This is a genomic window from Streptomyces spiralis (genome assembly GCF_014654675.1).
In the GTDB taxonomy this organism is placed as follows: Bacteria; Actinomycetota; Actinomycetes; order Streptomycetales; family Streptomycetaceae; genus Streptomyces; species Streptomyces spiralis.
Window position 1 is genome coordinate 252044 of record NZ_BNBC01000005.1, and the last position, 15747, is coordinate 267790.

Annotated in this window: 12 protein-coding genes; 3 read left to right on the forward strand and 9 right to left on the reverse strand. The window is 70.7% G+C overall.

Annotation, left to right across the window (positions count from 1 at the left end):
* Both IE318_RS08345 and IE318_RS08350 read right to left on the reverse strand, forming a co-directional pair.
* On the reverse strand, positions 1–2588 hold a 2588-nt coding region (locus IE318_RS08345), incomplete at its 3' end, for an ABC transporter permease/substrate binding protein (protein ID WP_189898189.1).
* Positions 2581–3672, reverse strand: a complete 1092-nt coding sequence (locus tag IE318_RS08350) for a quaternary amine ABC transporter ATP-binding protein (RefSeq protein WP_189898128.1) — start codon at positions 3670–3672, stop codon at positions 2581–2583. The genes IE318_RS08345 and IE318_RS08350, both read right to left, overlap by 8 nt.
* A gap of 214 nt (positions 3673–3886) precedes the next feature.
* Here IE318_RS08350 and IE318_RS08355 point away from each other — a divergent pair, with 214 nt between their 5' ends.
* The 3 genes from IE318_RS08355 to IE318_RS08365 all read left to right on the forward strand — a co-directional run bounded on the left by IE318_RS08355 (position 3887) and on the right by IE318_RS08365 (position 6811).
* Complete coding sequence (locus IE318_RS08355) at positions 3887–4816, forward strand: 5'-3' exonuclease (RefSeq protein ID WP_229903404.1); 930 nt, start codon at positions 3887–3889, stop codon at positions 4814–4816.
* 104 nt (positions 4817–4920) lie between these two features.
* A complete protein-coding gene (locus tag IE318_RS08360) occupies positions 4921–5766 on the forward strand; it encodes a siderophore-interacting protein (protein ID WP_189898132.1) in 846 nt (281 codons plus the stop codon).
* Between the two features lie 52 nt (positions 5767–5818).
* Positions 5819–6811: an RluA family pseudouridine synthase gene (locus IE318_RS08365; protein WP_189898134.1), complete on the forward strand. Its 993-nt coding sequence runs from the start codon at positions 5819–5821 to the stop codon at positions 6809–6811.
* Here the strand turns inward: IE318_RS08365 and IE318_RS08370 are convergent.
* From IE318_RS08370 to tatC, 7 genes are all read right to left on the reverse strand, one after another.
* Positions 6805–8349, reverse strand: a complete 1545-nt coding sequence (locus IE318_RS08370; RefSeq protein ID WP_373311105.1) for a cytochrome P450 — start codon at positions 8347–8349, stop codon at positions 6805–6807. The two genes, IE318_RS08365 and IE318_RS08370, sit on opposite strands and share 7 nt — an antisense overlap.
* Before the next feature lie 86 nt (positions 8350–8435).
* Positions 8436–9056 carry a GTP-binding protein gene (locus IE318_RS08375; protein WP_189898137.1) on the reverse strand — a complete coding sequence of 207 codons (621 nt, stop codon included), beginning with the start codon at positions 9054–9056 and terminating at the stop codon, positions 8436–8438.
* Complete coding sequence (locus IE318_RS08380) at positions 9037–9444, reverse strand: DUF742 domain-containing protein (RefSeq protein WP_030179559.1); 408 nt, start codon at positions 9442–9444, stop codon at positions 9037–9039. The genes IE318_RS08375 and IE318_RS08380 overlap by 20 nt, the downstream gene beginning before the upstream one ends.
* Entirely contained in the window at positions 9441–9848 is a 408-nt protein-coding gene (locus IE318_RS08385) for a roadblock/LC7 domain-containing protein (RefSeq protein ID WP_189898139.1), read from the reverse strand. The genes IE318_RS08380 and IE318_RS08385 overlap by 4 nt, the downstream gene beginning before the upstream one ends.
* On the reverse strand, positions 9845–11458 hold the full coding sequence (locus tag IE318_RS08390) for an ATP-binding protein (protein WP_189898141.1): 1614 nt from the start codon (positions 11456–11458) through the stop codon (positions 9845–9847). The genes IE318_RS08385 and IE318_RS08390 overlap by 4 nt, the downstream gene beginning before the upstream one ends.
* A 383-nt stretch (positions 11459–11841) precedes the next feature.
* Positions 11842–14694: a DEAD/DEAH box helicase gene (locus IE318_RS08395; RefSeq protein ID WP_189898143.1), complete on the reverse strand. Its 2853-nt coding sequence runs from the start codon at positions 14692–14694 to the stop codon at positions 11842–11844.
* 79 nt (positions 14695–14773) lie between these two features.
* On the reverse strand, positions 14774–15724 hold the full coding sequence (gene tatC / locus IE318_RS08400) for a twin-arginine translocase subunit TatC (protein ID WP_189898146.1): 951 nt from the start codon (positions 15722–15724) through the stop codon (positions 14774–14776).
* Positions 15725–15747: the final 23 nt, after the last annotated feature.

Consider the following 15747-nt stretch of genomic DNA (forward strand, 5'->3'; position numbering starts at 1 on the left):
GGGTGCTGCTTCAGCCAGGCGTCGACCGCTTCGTCCTCGTGTCCCTGGCCGCGCTTGTTGATCTCGCTCTCCAGGCTGCCGAGTTCGTCCTCGCTCATCCTGAAGTTCTTGATCCACTTCGTGAGCTGCGGATACCGCCCGGGGAAGTCCGCGCTGGAGATGGTGCGGATGGTGTTGCCCTCGCCGAAGAGCTTCTTGTCGTCCTTCAGCTTGGTGAGGCCGTAGCGGTTGTACGCCCAGTGCGGCGACCACAGCACGACGGCCACGGGCTGCTTCTTGGCGTACGCGCGCTTGAGCTCGGCGAGCATGGCGGGCGTGGAACCGTCGACGACCTTGTACTCCTTGTCCAGGCCGTAGCCGGGCAGGACCTTGCTCTTGAGCAGGTTCATCTCGCCGGTGCCCGGCTCGATGCCGATGATCTTCCCGCCGAAGAGGGAGGACTTGCCCTTGAGGTCCTGAAGGGACTTCACGTCCTTGACGTAGGAGGGCACCGCGATCTCCAGGGAGGTCGGCTGGTACCAGGTGCCCAGGTCCCTGAGCTTGTCCTTGCTCTTGTCCCAGTAGTTCTTCTGGGCGTACGGCAGCCAGGCGTCGAAGTTGAGGTCGATGTCCCCGCCGGCCAGGCCGGTGTAGACGGGGCCGACGTCCATCTGCTTCAGGTTCAGCCGGTAGCCGCGGCGCTCCAGGACGTGCTTCCACAGACGGGTGACGGCGATGTCCTCGTCCCACGGGAACCAGGCGACGTTCAGGGCGCGGGAGGCCTCGGCGGGCTTGCCGCCCGAGCCGCCGGGCAGCGGGGCCAGCTTGTCGACGAGGCCGGGGTGGGACTTCAGCCAGGTGCGCACGGCGTCCTGCTGCCGGCCCTTGCCCGCCTTGTTGATCTCGGCCTCCAGGCTGGTGAGCTGCTCCTCGTCCAGCTTGAAGTTCTTCAGCCAGGTGCCGACGACCGGGTTGTCGGCCGCGAAGCCCTTGCGGGCCAGCGTGTGCACGCCGTCGCCCTTGCCCCAGGCGCCCTTGGGGTCCTTCAGCTTCTTCAGGGAGTAGTCGTTGTACGCCCAGTGCGGCGACCAGAGCGTGACGACGACCGGTTCCTTCTTGCTGTAGGCGCGCTTGAGCTCGGCCAGCATCGCGGGCGTGGAGCTGTCGACGACCTTGTACTCCTTGTCCAGGCCGTACTCCTTGAGGACCTTGCTCTTGAGCAGGGCCATCTCGCCGGCGCTGGACTCGATGCCCGTGATCTTCCCGCCGAAGAGGGACGCCTTGCCCTTGAGGTCGTCGAGGGAGTCGACGCCCTTCATGTACGACGGCACGGACAGTTCCAGGGACGTCGGGCCGTACCAGGAGCCGAGGTCGTCCAGCTGCTTGCCGTACTTCTGCCAGTACTGGGCATGGGTGGTCGGCAGCCAGGAGTCGGTCTCGAAGTCGACGCTGCCCTGGGCGAGCGAGGTGTACAGCGGGCCGGCGTCGAACTGGCGGGCGTCGACCTGGTAGCCGCGCTGCTCGAGGATCTCCTTCCACAGGAAGGTGGAGGCGACGCCCTCGTCCCAGGGGATGTAGCCGATGGTGAGCTTCTTGCCCTTGCCGATGTCGTGGCCGTCGGCGGTGGCCGTGGCGCCGGAGCCGGAGCCGCCGAAGACGCCCATGCCGCCCGCGATCAGGCCCAGGATCACCACGCCGATGACGGCGATCTGCGGGTGCGGCCGGTAGGACCAGATCTTCAGGCCCTGGGCGGCCCGCGCCCGGGCGGCGGCGCGCCGGCCGAGCGGCGAGACCTGGGTGCCCAGGGCGCTGGTCATCCGGTCGAGGTAGATCGCGAGGATCACGATGGCGACGCCGGACTCGGAGCCGAGACCGACGTTGAGCTGGCCGATGGCCTCGTTGACGTCGCCGCCCAGGCCGCCGGTGCCGACCATGCCGGCGATCGCGGCCATGGACAGCCCGAGCATGATCACCTGGTTGACGCCGGCCATCACCGTGGGCAGGGCCAGCGGGAGCTGGACGCGCAGCAGGGTGTTGCGGGGCGTGGTGCCGAACGCCTCGGCCGCCTCGACCAGTTCCGCGTCGACCTGGCGGATGCCCAGCTCGGTCATGCGCACGCCCGGTGCGAGCGCGAAGATCAGGGTGGCGACGATGCCCGCGGAGGCGCCCGTGCCGAAGAACAGGATGGCCGGGATGAGGTAGATCATCGCGGGCAGCGTCTGCATGAAGTCCAGCACCGGCCGGACGACGGCGCTGACCCGGCTGGAGCGGGCCGCCCAGATGCCCACCGGCACCGAGATCACCAGGGCGATGATGGTGGCGACGAGCACCAGGGACAGGGTCACCATCGCGTCCGACCACAGCTCCATCGAGTCGATGAAGGCGAAGCCCACGAAGGTGAGGACACCGGCGAACAGGCCACGCAGCCACCAGGCGAGCACGGCGAGGATGCCGGCGAGCAGCAGCGGCTCGGGCGCCTGGAGGACGGCGTTGATGCCGTCGTAGGTGCCGGTGAAGACGGCCTTGAAGAAGTCGAAGAGCCAGGCCATGTGGTCGAGCAGCCAGTCGACCGCGGAGTTGACCCAGTCGCCGAGCGGGATCCTAGGCACGGGCCACCTCCTTCTCGCCGCCCTGGTCCCGCGGTGCGTCGCAGCTCACGGGGGCGGGGTCCGGTGCGTCGCCGAGGAAGCCGACGAGCCGCTGGCGCGGTACGACGCCGACGACGCCGCGGTGCTCGTCCAGGACGGCGACCGGGTGGGAGAGCCGGGCGCTGATCGCGCACAGCTCGGTGAAGGGGGTGTCCGGCGTCGCGGTGTCGCAGTCGCACTCCGCCTCGTCACCGCGCACCTCGCGGTCCATGACCGCCTCGGCGGTCAGCACGCGGGAGCGGTCGACGTCCTGGGTGAAGGAGGCGACGTAGTCGTCGGCGGGGCGCAGCAGGATGTCCTCCGCGGAGCCGGTCTGCACGATCCGGCCGTCGCGCATGACGGCGATGCGGTCGCCCAGGCGCATGGCCTCGTTGAGGTCGTGGGTGATGAACACGATCGTCTTCTTCAGGGTGTGCTGAAGCTGGAGCAGCTGGTCCTGCATGTCGCGGCGGATCAGCGGGTCCAGCGCGCTGAAGGACTCGTCCATCAGCAGCAGGTCGGCGTCGGTGGCGAGCGCGCGGGCGAGGCCGACGCGCTGCTGCATGCCGCCGGAGAGCTCGTCCGGCCAGGACGCCTCCCACCCGGCCAGGCCGCACAGGGCGAGCGCCTCGTCGGCGCGGCGTTCGCGCTCGGCGCGGGGCACGCCCTGCACTTCCAGGCCGTAGGCGGCGTTGTCCCGGACGCTGCGGTGCGGGAAGAGCGCGAAGTGCTGGAAGACCATGCTGATCTTCTTGGAGCGGACCTCGCGCAGCTCCCGGGCGCTGAGCGCGGTCAGGTCCTGGCCGTCGAAGCGGACCTGGCCGGCGGTGGGCTCGAGCAGCCCGTTCAGCATCCGCAGCAGGGTGGACTTGCCGGAGCCGGAAAGGCCCATCACGACGAAGATCTGTCCGGGTTCCACCGTGAAGGAGGCGTCGATGACGGCGGCGGTGGTTCCGTCGGCGCGCAATTCCTCGCGGCCGGCTCCTTCACGGAGCTTCTCCACTGCCTCGTCCGGTCGTCTGCCGAACACCTTGTACAGGTGTTCAGCTTGAAGCCTGGCTGACACACGCACCTCTCACCTCGGGGCCAGGGACAGGAGACGAAGGACGAATAACAGTTGAATAACGCAACCACCTTCGCTCCGGCCCGCACCTGCCCCCGCGCCTCCGTGACAAACCCGAAAGTGGCCTGCTTCACACTCCGTCACCTGCACCCGTCATGAACCCCGCTTTCCCGTACAGGCCGGTGACTGACGGTGACTGTCAGTGCCGTACGGCATGATGCGAGACGTGACCGGACGACTGATGCTCCTCGACACCGCCTCCCTGTACTTCCGCGCCTATTTCGGCGTCCCGGAGTCGATCAAGGCCCCGGACGGCACGCCGGTGAACGCCGTGCGCGGGCTGCTCGACTTCATCGACCGCCTCGTCAAGGACCACCACCCCGATCACCTGGTGGCCTGCATGGACGCGGACTGGCGGCCCCAGTGGCGGGTGGAGCTGATCCCCTCCTACAAGGCGCACCGCGTCGCCGAGGAGCATGCCGGCGGCCCGGACGAGGAGGAGGTGCCGGACACCCTCTCCCCGCAGGTCCCGGTCATCGAGGCGGTCCTGGACGCCATCGGCATCGCGCGGGTGGGTGTCGAGGGATACGAGGCGGACGACGTGATCGGCAGTTACACCGCCCGCGCGAGCGGCCCGGTCGACATCGTCACCGGCGACCGCGACCTGTACCAGCTGGTGGACGACGCCCGCGGGGTGCGCGTGCTGTACCCGGTCAAGGGTGTGGGCACGCTGCAGACCACCGACGAGGCGGTGCTGCGGGAGAAGTATGGGGTCGACGGCAGCGGGTACGCGGACCTGGCGCTGCTGCGCGGCGACCCGAGCGACGGACTGCCGGGCGTGCCCGGCGTCGGGGAGAAGACGGCGGCCCGGCTGCTCGCCGAGTTCGGCGACCTGGCCGGGATCCTGGCCGCCGTCGACGACCCGAAGTCCCGGCTCACGCCGTCCCAGCGCAAGCGGCTCGACGAGGCGCGGCCGTATCTCGCGGTGGCGCCGACGGTCGTGCGGGTCGCCGCCGACGTCCCGCTGCCGGACGCCGACACGACGCTGCCGCGCTCCCCGCGCGACCCGGCGGCGCTGGAGGAGCTGGCCGGCCGCTGGGGCCTGGGTGGCTCCCTTCAGCGGCTGCTCACCACGCTGGCGGTGTGAGGCAGACCGCCGACGCCTGCTCATGAAGCCGGGAAAGAGAGGGTGTTCACCGACGGAAGGTGCTAACTTAGGTAAGCCTAAGCATGGGGAACAGGGAGGCCGTCATGGCAGATCGTCCGGCGCGCAGGCCGCGCAGGGCCCACACCGCGCAGGTAGTCCGCACCGAACGGCTGACTCCGCACATGCAGCGCGTGGTGCTCGGCGGTGAGGGCCTGGCCGGCTTCTCGGCCGACACCTGCACGGACCACTATGTGAAGCTGCTGTTCCCCGCCGACGGCGTCACCTACCCCGAGCCGTTCGACATGGAGCGGATCCGCGCGGAGTTCCCGCGCGAGCAGTGGCCGGTGACCCGGACCTACACCGTGCGCGCCTGGGACCCTGCGCACCGCGAGCTGACCCTGGACTTCGTAATCCACGGCGACGAGGGCCTGGCCGGCCCCTGGGCGCTGCTGGCCCGGCCGGGCGAGACCGTGCGCTTCATGGGGCCCGGCGGCGCCTACGCCCCGGACGCGAGCGCCGACTGGCATCTGCTCGCCGGTGACGAGAGCGCCCTGCCGGCGATCGCCCGCTCCCTGGAGACGCTGCCCGCGGGCGCCACGGCGCATGCCTTCGTCGAGGTCGCCGGCCCCGAGGAGGAGCAGAAGATCGACTCCGAAGTGGAGGTGGTCTGGCTGCACCGCGGGGACCGGCCGGTCGGCGAGGCGCTGGTGGAGGCCGTCAGGGCGCTCGAGTTCCCCGAGGGCCGGGTGCACGCGTTCGTGCACGGCGAGGCCGGTTTCGTGAAGGAGCTGCGCCGGCTGCTGCGGGTGGAGCGCGCCATCCCGCGCGAGGACCTGTCGATCTCCGGCTACTGGCGTCTCGGGCACAACGAGGACGGCTGGCAGGCCTCCAAGCGGGAGTGGAACGCCCGGATCGAGGCGGAGCAGGAGAGCGCGGCACCGGCCGCATGAGGCACGCCACCTCGTAGGCACATGAGACAGGCCACCTCGTAGGCTTCGGGCGATGAGACGCAGGACCCCCATCCCACCCGCACCCCTCCCCCAGCGACACGGGGTGGATCCGGTGCGGGTGCGGCTGCCCGCCCAGGGGGCGTGGACCACCGTGCGGGAGCATCTGGTGGAGCGGTTGTCGGGGGCCGGGCCCGGTGTGATCGAGGCGATGTTCGAGGCCGGGCGGATCGTCGGGGCGGACGGACGGGCGGTCGCGTACGACGCGCCGTACGAGGCCGGAATGTTCGTGTGGTTCCACCGGGACCTGCCCGCGGAGGTGCCGGTGCCGTTCCCGCTGGAGGTGGTCCACCGGGACGAGCACCTCGTCGTCGTGGACAAGCCGCACTTCCTGGCCACCACCCCGCGCGGCATGCACGTCGCCGAGACCGCGCTGGCGCGGCTGCGGCGCGAGCTGGGCATCCCGACGCTCGGCGCCGCGCACCGTCTGGACCGGCTCACCGCCGGCCTGGTGCTGTTCACGGTGCGCCCCGAGGAGCGCGGCGCGTACCAGACGCTGTTCCGTGACCGCCGGGTGCGCAAGGAGTACGAGGCCGTCGCACCGTACGACCCGGAGCTCGCCCTGCCGCTGACGGTGCGCAGCCGGATCGTGAAGGAGCGCGGGGTGCCCGCCGCCCGGGAGGTGCCGGGCGAGCCGAACGCCGTGACGCGGGTGGAGCTGGCCGAGCACCGTGCGGACGGCCTCGCCCGGTACCGGCTGGTGCCCGGCACCGGGCAGACGCATCAGCTACGGGTGCACATGAGCGCGTTGGGCGTGCCGATCCTCGGCGATCCGCTCTATCCGGTGGTGACCGGCCCCGTCCCGCCCGGCGACTTCCGGCGCCCGTTGCAACTGCTCGCGCGGGAGCTGGAGTTCACCGATCCGGTGACGGGGGCGGCCCGCCGTTTCCGCAGCAGCCGGACACTCGAGGCCTGGACCGGTGCCACCGGCTGGGCGAGGCAGTCGCCGACGGACGGCACCGGGACCGGGTCCGGAACCGGTCAGTAGCCGCGCCACCAGCGCAGGAACCGCTGCCGGACGCCCCGCGGGCGGCCGTGTTCCCCGGCCTCGCCGGTGCCCGCGGACGGTGCGACGCCGGGCGGTACGAGATCGGGCGGTGCGGGCCAGGGCTGCCGCGCGGGAGAGCCCGCGCCCTGGGGGGCCGGTGCCTCGGCGGGCGGCTCGGATTCCGCCCGTACGGTGCTGATCTCCCAGGCGGCGCGCGGCTGCGGCACCGGCATCGGGGTGTGGCTCGGCTGCGACATCACGTCCTGCTGCGGCTGCGGGGTGAAGCGCACGGGCAGTTCGACCAGGTGCTGCGAGGCGATCGACTCGGTCCAGCGCAGCTCCTCCTCGGCGCAGTCCAGCTGTACGTCCGTCAGTCGCATCAGCAGCTTGTCGACGCCGACGTCGGCGATGGCGCGGCCGATGTCCTGTCCGGGGCACTCGTGCGGGCCGCCGCTGAAGGCGAGGTGGGAGCGGTTGCCCATCATGTCGGCCGTCGGGTCGGGGCGTAGCCGGGGGTCGACGTTGGCCGGCGCGATGCCCAGCAGCAGCCCGTCGCCGGCGCGGATGCGCTGGCCGCCGAGTTCGGTCTCCTGCTTGGCGAAGTAGCCGAGGATGGTGCTGAACGGCGGCTCGTCCCACAGGGACTGCTCCACCGCCTGCGGCACCGTCATCTGTCCGCCGTTGAGCTGGGCGCGGAAGCCCGGGTCGGTGAGCACCCGGCGGAGGGTGTTGGCCAGGAGGTTGGCGGTGGCCTCGTAGGAGGCGATGAGCACGAGCCGCAGGTGCTGGGCCACCTCGTCGTCGCTCAGTCCGGCCGGGTGCTCGACGAGGTGACTGGTGAAGTCCTCGTCGGGCCGGGCGCGGCGGCGGGCGACGAGCCGTCGCAGGCAGCCCATGATGTACTCGTTGCTGGCGATCGCGGTCTGGGTGCCCTTGAGCATGTCGCGGGCGGCCTGCACGATCCGGTCGTTGTACTCCTCGGGCATGCCGAGGACGTCGCACATCACCGCCATGGGCAGATGCTCGGCGAACTGGTCGACGAGGTCGGCCCGGCCGGTCTCGCAGAACCTGTTGACCAGGAGCTGGGTGGCGCGGCCGATGGTGCGGCGCAGGCTGCGGTGGTCGATGGTCACCATGGCCGCGGTGACCGCGGCGCGCAGCCTCTTGTGCTCCTCGCCCTCGGCGTGGGAGCAGATCGGCTGCCAGGCGATGTGCGGCATGAGGGGGTGGTCTGGTTTGACCATGCCGTCCTTGAGCGGCGTCCAGACGCGGCTGTCCCGGGTGAAGTGCGAGGGCGTGCGCACCATGTGCAGGTTCTCGGCGTGGCCGAGGACCACCCACATGGGCACGTCGTCGTGGAGCAGCACGGGCGCCACCGGACCGTACTTCTCGCGGAGTTGCTCGTACAGCGCCCGGAGGTCGGGTGCCTCGTGGAGCCGGTGCAGCCCCCCGGGACCGATGCCGTGCGCGGGGCAGCCGGGGGGCGGGGCGGGCATGCGGTCGTCCGGACCGGTCAGGAACTGGGATTCAGACGTCACAGCGGTCGCTTTCGGGACGAAAGGAGATGAAGAAGGGGAAGGAGATGGGGAGTCCGGGTCGGTTCGGCGTGGTTTCGGCGTTCGGTTCAGCGGAGCGAGCCGGTCATGGTGAGGGAGTGCAGATAGCGCATCAGGGTCAGCAGCACGTCCCGGCTGGAGGCGCGGCGACGGACGTCGCACTCGACCATCGGGATCTCCTCGGACAGGTCGAGCGCCGAACGCAGCTCGGGGAGCGGATAACTGGGCGCGTCCGGGAAGGAGTTGATGGCCACGACGAAGGGCACTCCGCGCTCCTCCAGTCGCCCCATGACGTCGAAGCTGACCTCCAGGCGCCGGGTGTCGACCAGGACCACCGCGCCGAGCGCCCCCTCGAAGAGGCCGTTCCACAGGAACCAGAAGCGCTGCTGACCGGGGGTGCCGAAGAGATAGAGCACCAGTTGGTCGGTGATGCTGATGCGGCCGAAGTCCATCGCCACGGTGGTGGCCGTCTTGGACTCGGAGCCGTAGTTGTCGTCGATGCCGATGCCGGCCTGGGTCATGGTCTCCTCGGTGGTCAGCGGCCTGATCTCGCTGACCGAGCCGACCATCGTCGTCTTGCCGACCCCGAAGCCCCCGACGATGACGATCTTCGCCGCGGCCTGGGCCGTGTGCGGCAGATGGTCCTCGGCGCGTGGACCGGGGAGGGTGTCAGAGCCGTTGTAGTCCATGCATCACCGCTTCGAGGAGGGAACGGTCGGGGAGCGCCTGGCGGACGATCGGGGCGCGCGCCTGTACCAGTTCGGCCGTCAGCAGTTCCGTGATCAGGACCGTCATCGCGCTGAACGGCAGGTTGAGGTAGGCCGACAGCTCGGCCACGGACAGCGGGGCGCCGCACAGCCGCAGCACCGCCGCCTGCTCCGGGGTCGCGGACGGCGGTGGATCGGCGCGCGCCACGACCAGGGTGACCAGGTCGAGCGCGGCGCGTGCGCCGTCCTCGTCGGCGCCGGCGACCACGTACAGCCGCTCGGGGTTCTTCTGCCGGCCCCCCTTGGCGGGTTTGGCGGGCGGCGGCGGTTCGGGTGCGGGGTAGCGCCTCTGGCGTCGCGGAGGAGTCATACGGTCTGCCCGTTGCGCCGGGGCGGACTGGTGAGATGGGAGCCGATGCGGACCACGAGGTCGCGCATGTGGGCGCTCATCGTGCCGGGTTCGGTGCGGACGTCGGCGAGCACGGCGAGGTAGGCGTTGGCGCCGGCGGACATCAGGTAGAAGTAGCCGCGGTCGATCTCGATGACGACCAGCTTCATCCGGCCGTCGCTGCCCGGGATCTCCACGGCCACGGCGCTCGCCAGGCTCTGCAGGCCGGCACAGGCCGCGGCGACGCGGTCGGCGGAGTCGGGCTCGCCGCCGTAGCGGGCGATCCGAAGGCCGTCGGCGGAGAGCACCACGATCATCTCGATGCCGGGCACGGAGTCGTGGAGCTGCTTGAGCATCCAGTCGAAGTTGGCGCGCTGCTGGATCACTTGAGGTCCCCCTCGTCGTCGGCCTCGGCGCGGGCCGGCTTCTCGATCAGGTGCAGGAATGCGGTCGGGTCCTGGGTGAACGCGGTGGGGTCGGGGTGCGGGTTGTCCCTCTTCAGTCCGTCCCAGAAGGCCTCGACCCACATGCCCGGCGGCGGTTCCTCCACGGCCGGCTCGGGCTCCGGTTCGGCCGACGTCCACACGGACCGGCCCTCTTCCTCGGCGCGCTGGGCCGCGTACTGTTCTGCGATGCGCTGGCTGAGCGGGATCTTGACCTTGCTGCGGCGCTGCGGCAGACCGTTCGCCGTCCACTCGGTGACCTCGGGGACGTCGTCATCCATCGGCACGGTGGCGGGGATGCGCGGGCTGGTGGGGCGGCGCTTCTTGGGGGCGCGCTTGGGGCCCTCCAGCGCGTCCTCGCCGGGGTGGGGAATGGAGGTGGCGCCGATGCCGTGGGCCAGGCCGGGGGCGGGCTCGGTGGTCATCATGTTGCTGGGCACGATGAGTACGGCCCGCACGCCGCCGTAGGCGGACGGCCGCAGGGAGACCTGCATCTTGTACGCCGTGCACAGCCGGCCCACGACCGCCAGGCCCAGGCGGGGTTCCGCGCCGACCTCCTGCAGGTCGATCCCGGCCTTGGCGGCCTCCAGCATGCCCTCGATACGGGTGCGGGACTCCTCGTTGAGGTTGACCCCCGCGTCCTCGATCTCGATGGCGACGCCGGACTGCACCTCGATGGCCGTGACGTGCACCTTGGTGTGCGGGGGCGAGTAGCGGGTGGCGTTGTCGAGGAGTTCGGCCGCGGCGTGGATGACCGGCTCGACGTCGGTGCCCTTGATGTTGACCTTGGCGATGGAGTGCAGCTCGATGCGCCGGTACTCCAGGATCCGGGACATGGCGCCGCGCAGCACGCTGTAGAGGGTGACGGGGTTGGGCCACTGGCGGCCCGGGCGGCCGCCGCCGAGGACGGAGACGGAGTCGGCGAGGCGGCCGATCAGCGCGGTGCCGTGGTCGATGCGCAGCAGGTCGTCGAAGACCTCGGGGGTGCGGCCGTGGTCCTCCTCCATCTCCCTGAGTTCCATGGCCTGCTGGTGCACGATGGCCTGGACGCGGCGGGCGATGCTGACGAAGGAGCGCTGCGTGGAGTCACGCATGTTCTCCTCCTGGTCCACGATCTTGAGGATCATGCGGACCACCGCGCGCTGCGACTCGGGCAGGTGCCGCCACTCCGGGTCGCCGTCGATGATGTCGCGCATCACCTCGCGCACGGTGTGGTTGCCGCGCAGATAGGCGACCGCGTTGGGGATGATCTCCGTACCGAGGTAGGTGATCTGGGCGTCGTGGGAGGCGATGCGCCGCTCCAGATACTCGGTGCGTTGGGCGAACTCCGCCCGCTGGTCCCGGATGGTGCGCCCGCGGCGCACCGCTTCGGCACCGGTGAGGAGTACCAGCAGGATGGCGACGGCGCCGCAGCAGCCGACGGCGAGGCGGGCCGAGTCCGTCACCAGTGCGACGGCGGCTCCGGAGGCCGCCGCCATCAGCACGGCGGGCAGCAACAGCACACGTGTGTAGGGAAGTTCGCGGCCGCCGGGGGGCGATTGGACACTCACCATGTAAGCCCTCTGAGACGAATCGGCTGGGGTTCGGGGCAGCTTCCAGTGGGGTATGTCATGGAACTGTCGGCATCTTCGGGATGTTTGGGAACAAGCGCACGAATACAGATCAACTCGGTGCGCCGCGGGCGAGCTTAGTCCGACCGGATCATCGCCGTGTCATATTCGGCAAGCGCCTGAAACCGGGCGCGGGACAGGAGTACCCTCGGGTCGTTTGCACGCCGTGAATTCGTTCGAACACGGACCGTGACTGCGTACGGGCGTGCGAAAACCGCTCACCGTGACGGGTGAGGAAGCAGCGAGGGGCGTGACCCGCGCGGCTCGGCCGCACATGGTCACGCCCCACAGTTCAGGAGCCGGTCAGGGTCCGAGGGCCCGGAGGCCTACCCGACCGACGAGTAGGCGACCACGCCCCGCAGCAGCCCCTCGACCGCCTTGCGGGCGTTCTTCGCCACCGTCGACCCCTCGACGGGAGCCGCCGCCGAGATCTGGCCCAGGACGTCGATCACCTGCTTGCACCAGCGCACGAAGTCGCCGGCCGGCATGTCCGCCTCGCGCAGCACCTCGTCCAGACCCGTGCCCGAGGCCCACATGTACGCGGCCCAGGCGAAGCCGAGGTCGGGCTCGCGCTGGCCGACGCCCTCGGCCTGGTTGATCCGGAACTCCTCCTCCAGGGCGTCCAGCCGGCCCCAGATCCGCACCATCTCGCCGAGCGCGGCCTTCGCCTTGCCCGAGGGCAGCTTGGGCGCCAGGGCGTCGTCGCCGACCCGGGCCTCGTAGACCAACGCCGAGACGCAGGCGGCCAGTTCGGCCGGGCTCAGGCCCTCCCACACGCGCTCGCGCAGGCATTCGCTGGCGAGCAGGTCCAGTTCGCCGTACAGCCGGGCCAGTCGCTTGCCGTGCTCGGTCACCTCGTTGCCGCGCAGGTAGTCCAGCTCGGTCAGCAGCGACACGATGCGGTCGAAGGTCCGGGCGATGGTGTTCGTACGGCCCTCGATGCGGTGCTCGAGCTGCTTGGTGTCGCGCAGCAGCCGGTGGTAGCGCTCGGCCCAACGGGCGTGGTCCTCGCGGTCGTTGCAGCCGTGGCAGGGGTGGGCACGCAGGGCGGTGCGCAGCCGGGCGATCTCCCGGTCGTCGGCCGCCTGGGAGCGCCGCCCCCGGTGCCGCTCCGGCCGGATGTGCCCCGCCTTGGTGCGCAGCGCGGAGGCCAGGTCGCGGCGGGACTGCGGGGAGCGCGGGTTGAAGGACTTCGGGATGCGCATCCGCTCCAGCGCCTCGACGGGCACGGGGAAGTCGATCGCCGCCAGCCGCTTGACCTGCCGCTCGGCGGTCAGCACCAGCGGGCGCGGCCCGTCGTGGTGTTCGAAGCCCCGGTGGCCGTTGGACCGGCCGGCGGGCAGGCCCGGGTCCAGGACCAGCGCCAGCCCCGCGTACTTGCCCGTGGGCACGTGGATGACGTCGCCGGGCTTGAGCCTCTCCAGGGCGACGGCGGCCTCGGCACGGCGCTGCGAGGCGCCCTGGCGGGCCAGCTCGGTCTCGCGGTCCTTCAGCTCCCGGCGCAGCCGCGCGTACTCGGAGAAGTCCCCGAGGTGGCAGGTCATGGCCTCCTTGTAGCCGGCCAGGCCCTCCTCGTTGCGCTGCACCTGCCGGGAGATCCCGACCACCGACTTGTCGGCCTGGAACTGCGCGAAGGAGGTCTCCAGCAGCTCGCGGGAGCGGTGCCGGCCGAACTGCTCGACCAGGTTGACCGCCATGTTGTACGAGGGCTTGAAGCTGGAGCGCAGCGGGTAGGTGCGCGTGCCGGCCAGGCCCGCGACCTGCTCGGGGTTCATCGCGCGCTGCCACAGCACGACCGCGTGGCCCTCGACGTCGATGCCGCGGCGGCCGGCCCGGCCGGTCAGCTGCGTGTACTCGCCGGGGGTGATGTCGGCGTGCTGCTCGCCGTTCCACTTGACGAGCTTCTCCAGCACCACCGAGCGGGCGGGCATGTTGATGCCGAGGGCGAGGGTCTCGGTGGCGAAGACCGCCTTGACCAGGCCGCGCACGAACAGCTCCTCGACGACCTCCTTGAAGGTCGGCAGCATGCCCGCGTGGTGAGCGGCGATGCCCCGCTCCAGGCCCTCCAGCCACTCGTAGTACCCGAGGACGTGCAGGTCCTCCGGCGCGATGTGGGCGGTGCGCTCCTCGACCAGGGCGCGGACCTGCTCCCGCGCCTCCTCGTCGTTGAGCCTGAGGCCCGCGTACAGGCACTGCTGGACGGCGGCCTCGCAGGCGGCGCGGCTGAAGATGAAGGTGATCGCGGGCAGCAGGCCCTCGGAGTCCAGCCGCTCGATGACCTCGGGGCGGCTGGGCGTCCAGATCCGGGAGCGCTGCCGGCGCTCGCGCTCGCGGTCGGCCTCGCGCATGTTCCGGCCGCGCCGGCGGTCGGCGTAGGTGGGGCGGCTGGCCTCCAGGCGGGCCATGCGCGTGAGGTCGGGGTTGACGGCCCTGCGGTGACCCTCGCCCTCCTCGAACAGGTCGTACATCCGGCGTCCGGCCAGCACGTGCTGGAACAGCGGCACGGGCCGGTGCTCGGAGACGATCACCTCGGTGTCGCCGCGGACGGTGTCCAGCCAGTCGCCGAACTCCTCGGCGTTGGACACGGTCGCCGACAGTGACACCAGCGTCACCGAGGCGGGCAGGTGGATGATCACTTCCTCCCAGACGGCGCCGCGGAAGCGGTCGGAGAGGTAGTGCACCTCGTCCATGACCACATAGCCGAGGCCGCGCAGGGTCTGGGAGCCCGCGTAGAGCATGTTCCGCAGCACCTCGGTGGTCATCACGACCACGGGGGCGTCCGCGTTGATGCTGTTGTCGCCGGTGAGCAGGCCGACCTTGCCGCTGCCGTAGCGACGGCACAGGTCGGAGTACTTCTGGTTCGACAGGGCCTTGATGGGGGTCGTGTAGAAGCACTTCCTGCCCTGCTGGAGGGCGAGGTGGACGGCGAACTCGCCGACGATCGTCTTGCCCGAGCCGGTGGGCGCGGCGACCAGCACGCCCTTGCCCGCCTCCAGGGCCCGGCAGGCCTCGATCTGGAAGGGGTCGAGGCCGAAGTCGTACATCTCGCGGAAGCCCGCGAGCGCGGTGGCCTGCTCGGCAGCTCGCCTGCGCGCTGCCGCGTACCGCTCGGCCGGTGAGAGGTCCTGAGTCATCGTGCTTTCGAGCGTACCGGGCCGCACTGACAACAGGACGATCATTATCCGGATCACCCCGGAACACGGAAAGGCCGGCCGCTCGCGGTGGCGAGCGGCCGGCCGTGTGCCTTCGGTGGTGGGCTCAGGTCACGTCGTCGTAGCCGTTGACCCGGTCCGGGCCGGACTGCTCGGGCAGGCCGCGGCTGGCGCTGACCGGTTCGACGTCGCCGACGTCCTCGGGGGTCAGGTCGAGCTCGGAGGCCTCGTCGTCGGACGGGCCGGCCTCCTCACGGCGGCGCTTGCGGCGGTCGTTCAGCAGCGAGAAGGCGACCGCGCCGAAGTACAGCACCCAGATCGGACCAGCGAGGGCCAGCATCGACAGCGGGTCGGTGCTCGGGGTCGCCACGGCCGCGAAGACCGTGATGCCGAGGATCATCGCTCGCCACCAGCCGAGCATGCGCCTGCCGGTGAGCACCCCGGTGAGGTTGAGCATGATCAGCAGCAGCGGCAGCTCGAAGGAGAGACCGAAGACGATCACCATGCGCGTGACGAGCTGGAGCAGGTCGTCGAGCGGCAGGAAGTTCCTGATGGACCCGTTCGGCGTGAAGTCGAGCAGCACCTTCGCCGTGGTGGGCAGCACCTTGTACGCGAAGAAGGCACCGCCGAAGAACAGCGGGGCGCCGGTGAAGACGAAGGCGTAGGCGTACTTCTTCTCGTGCCGGTGCAGGCCGGGCGCGACGAACGCCCACAGCTGGTAGAGCCAGATCGGCGACGCGGCCACGACGCCGGCCATCAGGGAGACCTGGAGGGCCAGCGTGAACGGTGCGAGGAGGCCGTTGATCGTGATCTCCGCGCACTGCTGCTTGCCGCTGGTCCTCGCCAGCTGTTCGAACGTCTGCGGGCAACCGATCGAGTCGAGGATGGGCCTCGTCAGGAAGTTGATGATGTCGTTGTAGAAGAAGGCGGCGACGATCGTGACGACGACGACGGCCAGCATGGCCTTCGCGAGCCGGTTGCGGAGCTCGCGGAGGTGGTCCGCGAGAGGCATGCGCCCCTCGGGATCCCTCTCCTTCTTGCGGGCAGGCTTGAGCAAACCCACATCCTCATCTCGTGCGG

Bases quoted from the DNA above. Each gene is read 5' to 3' on its own strand.
- IE318_RS08375 (WP_189898137.1), bottom strand. From the start codon at position 9,056: ATGGACTACAACGGCTCTGACACCCTCCCCGGTCCACGCGCCGAGGAC.
- IE318_RS08390 (WP_189898141.1), bottom strand. From the start codon at position 11,458: ATGGTGAGTGTCCAATCGCCCCCCGGCGGCCGCGAACTTCCCTACACA.
- IE318_RS08395 (WP_189898143.1), bottom strand. From the start codon at position 14,694: ATGATCGTCCTGTTGTCAGTGCGGCCCGGTACGCTCGAAAGCACGATG.
- IE318_RS08380 (WP_030179559.1), bottom strand. From the start codon at position 9,444: ATGACTCCTCCGCGACGCCAGAGGCGCTACCCCGCACCCGAACCGCCG.
- IE318_RS08365 (WP_189898134.1), top strand. From the start codon at position 5,819: ATGAGACGCAGGACCCCCATCCCACCCGCACCCCTCCCCCAGCGACAC.
- IE318_RS08355 (WP_229903404.1), top strand. From the start codon at position 3,887: ATGCGAGACGTGACCGGACGACTGATGCTCCTCGACACCGCCTCCCTG.
- IE318_RS08360 (WP_189898132.1), top strand. From the start codon at position 4,921: ATGGCAGATCGTCCGGCGCGCAGGCCGCGCAGGGCCCACACCGCGCAG.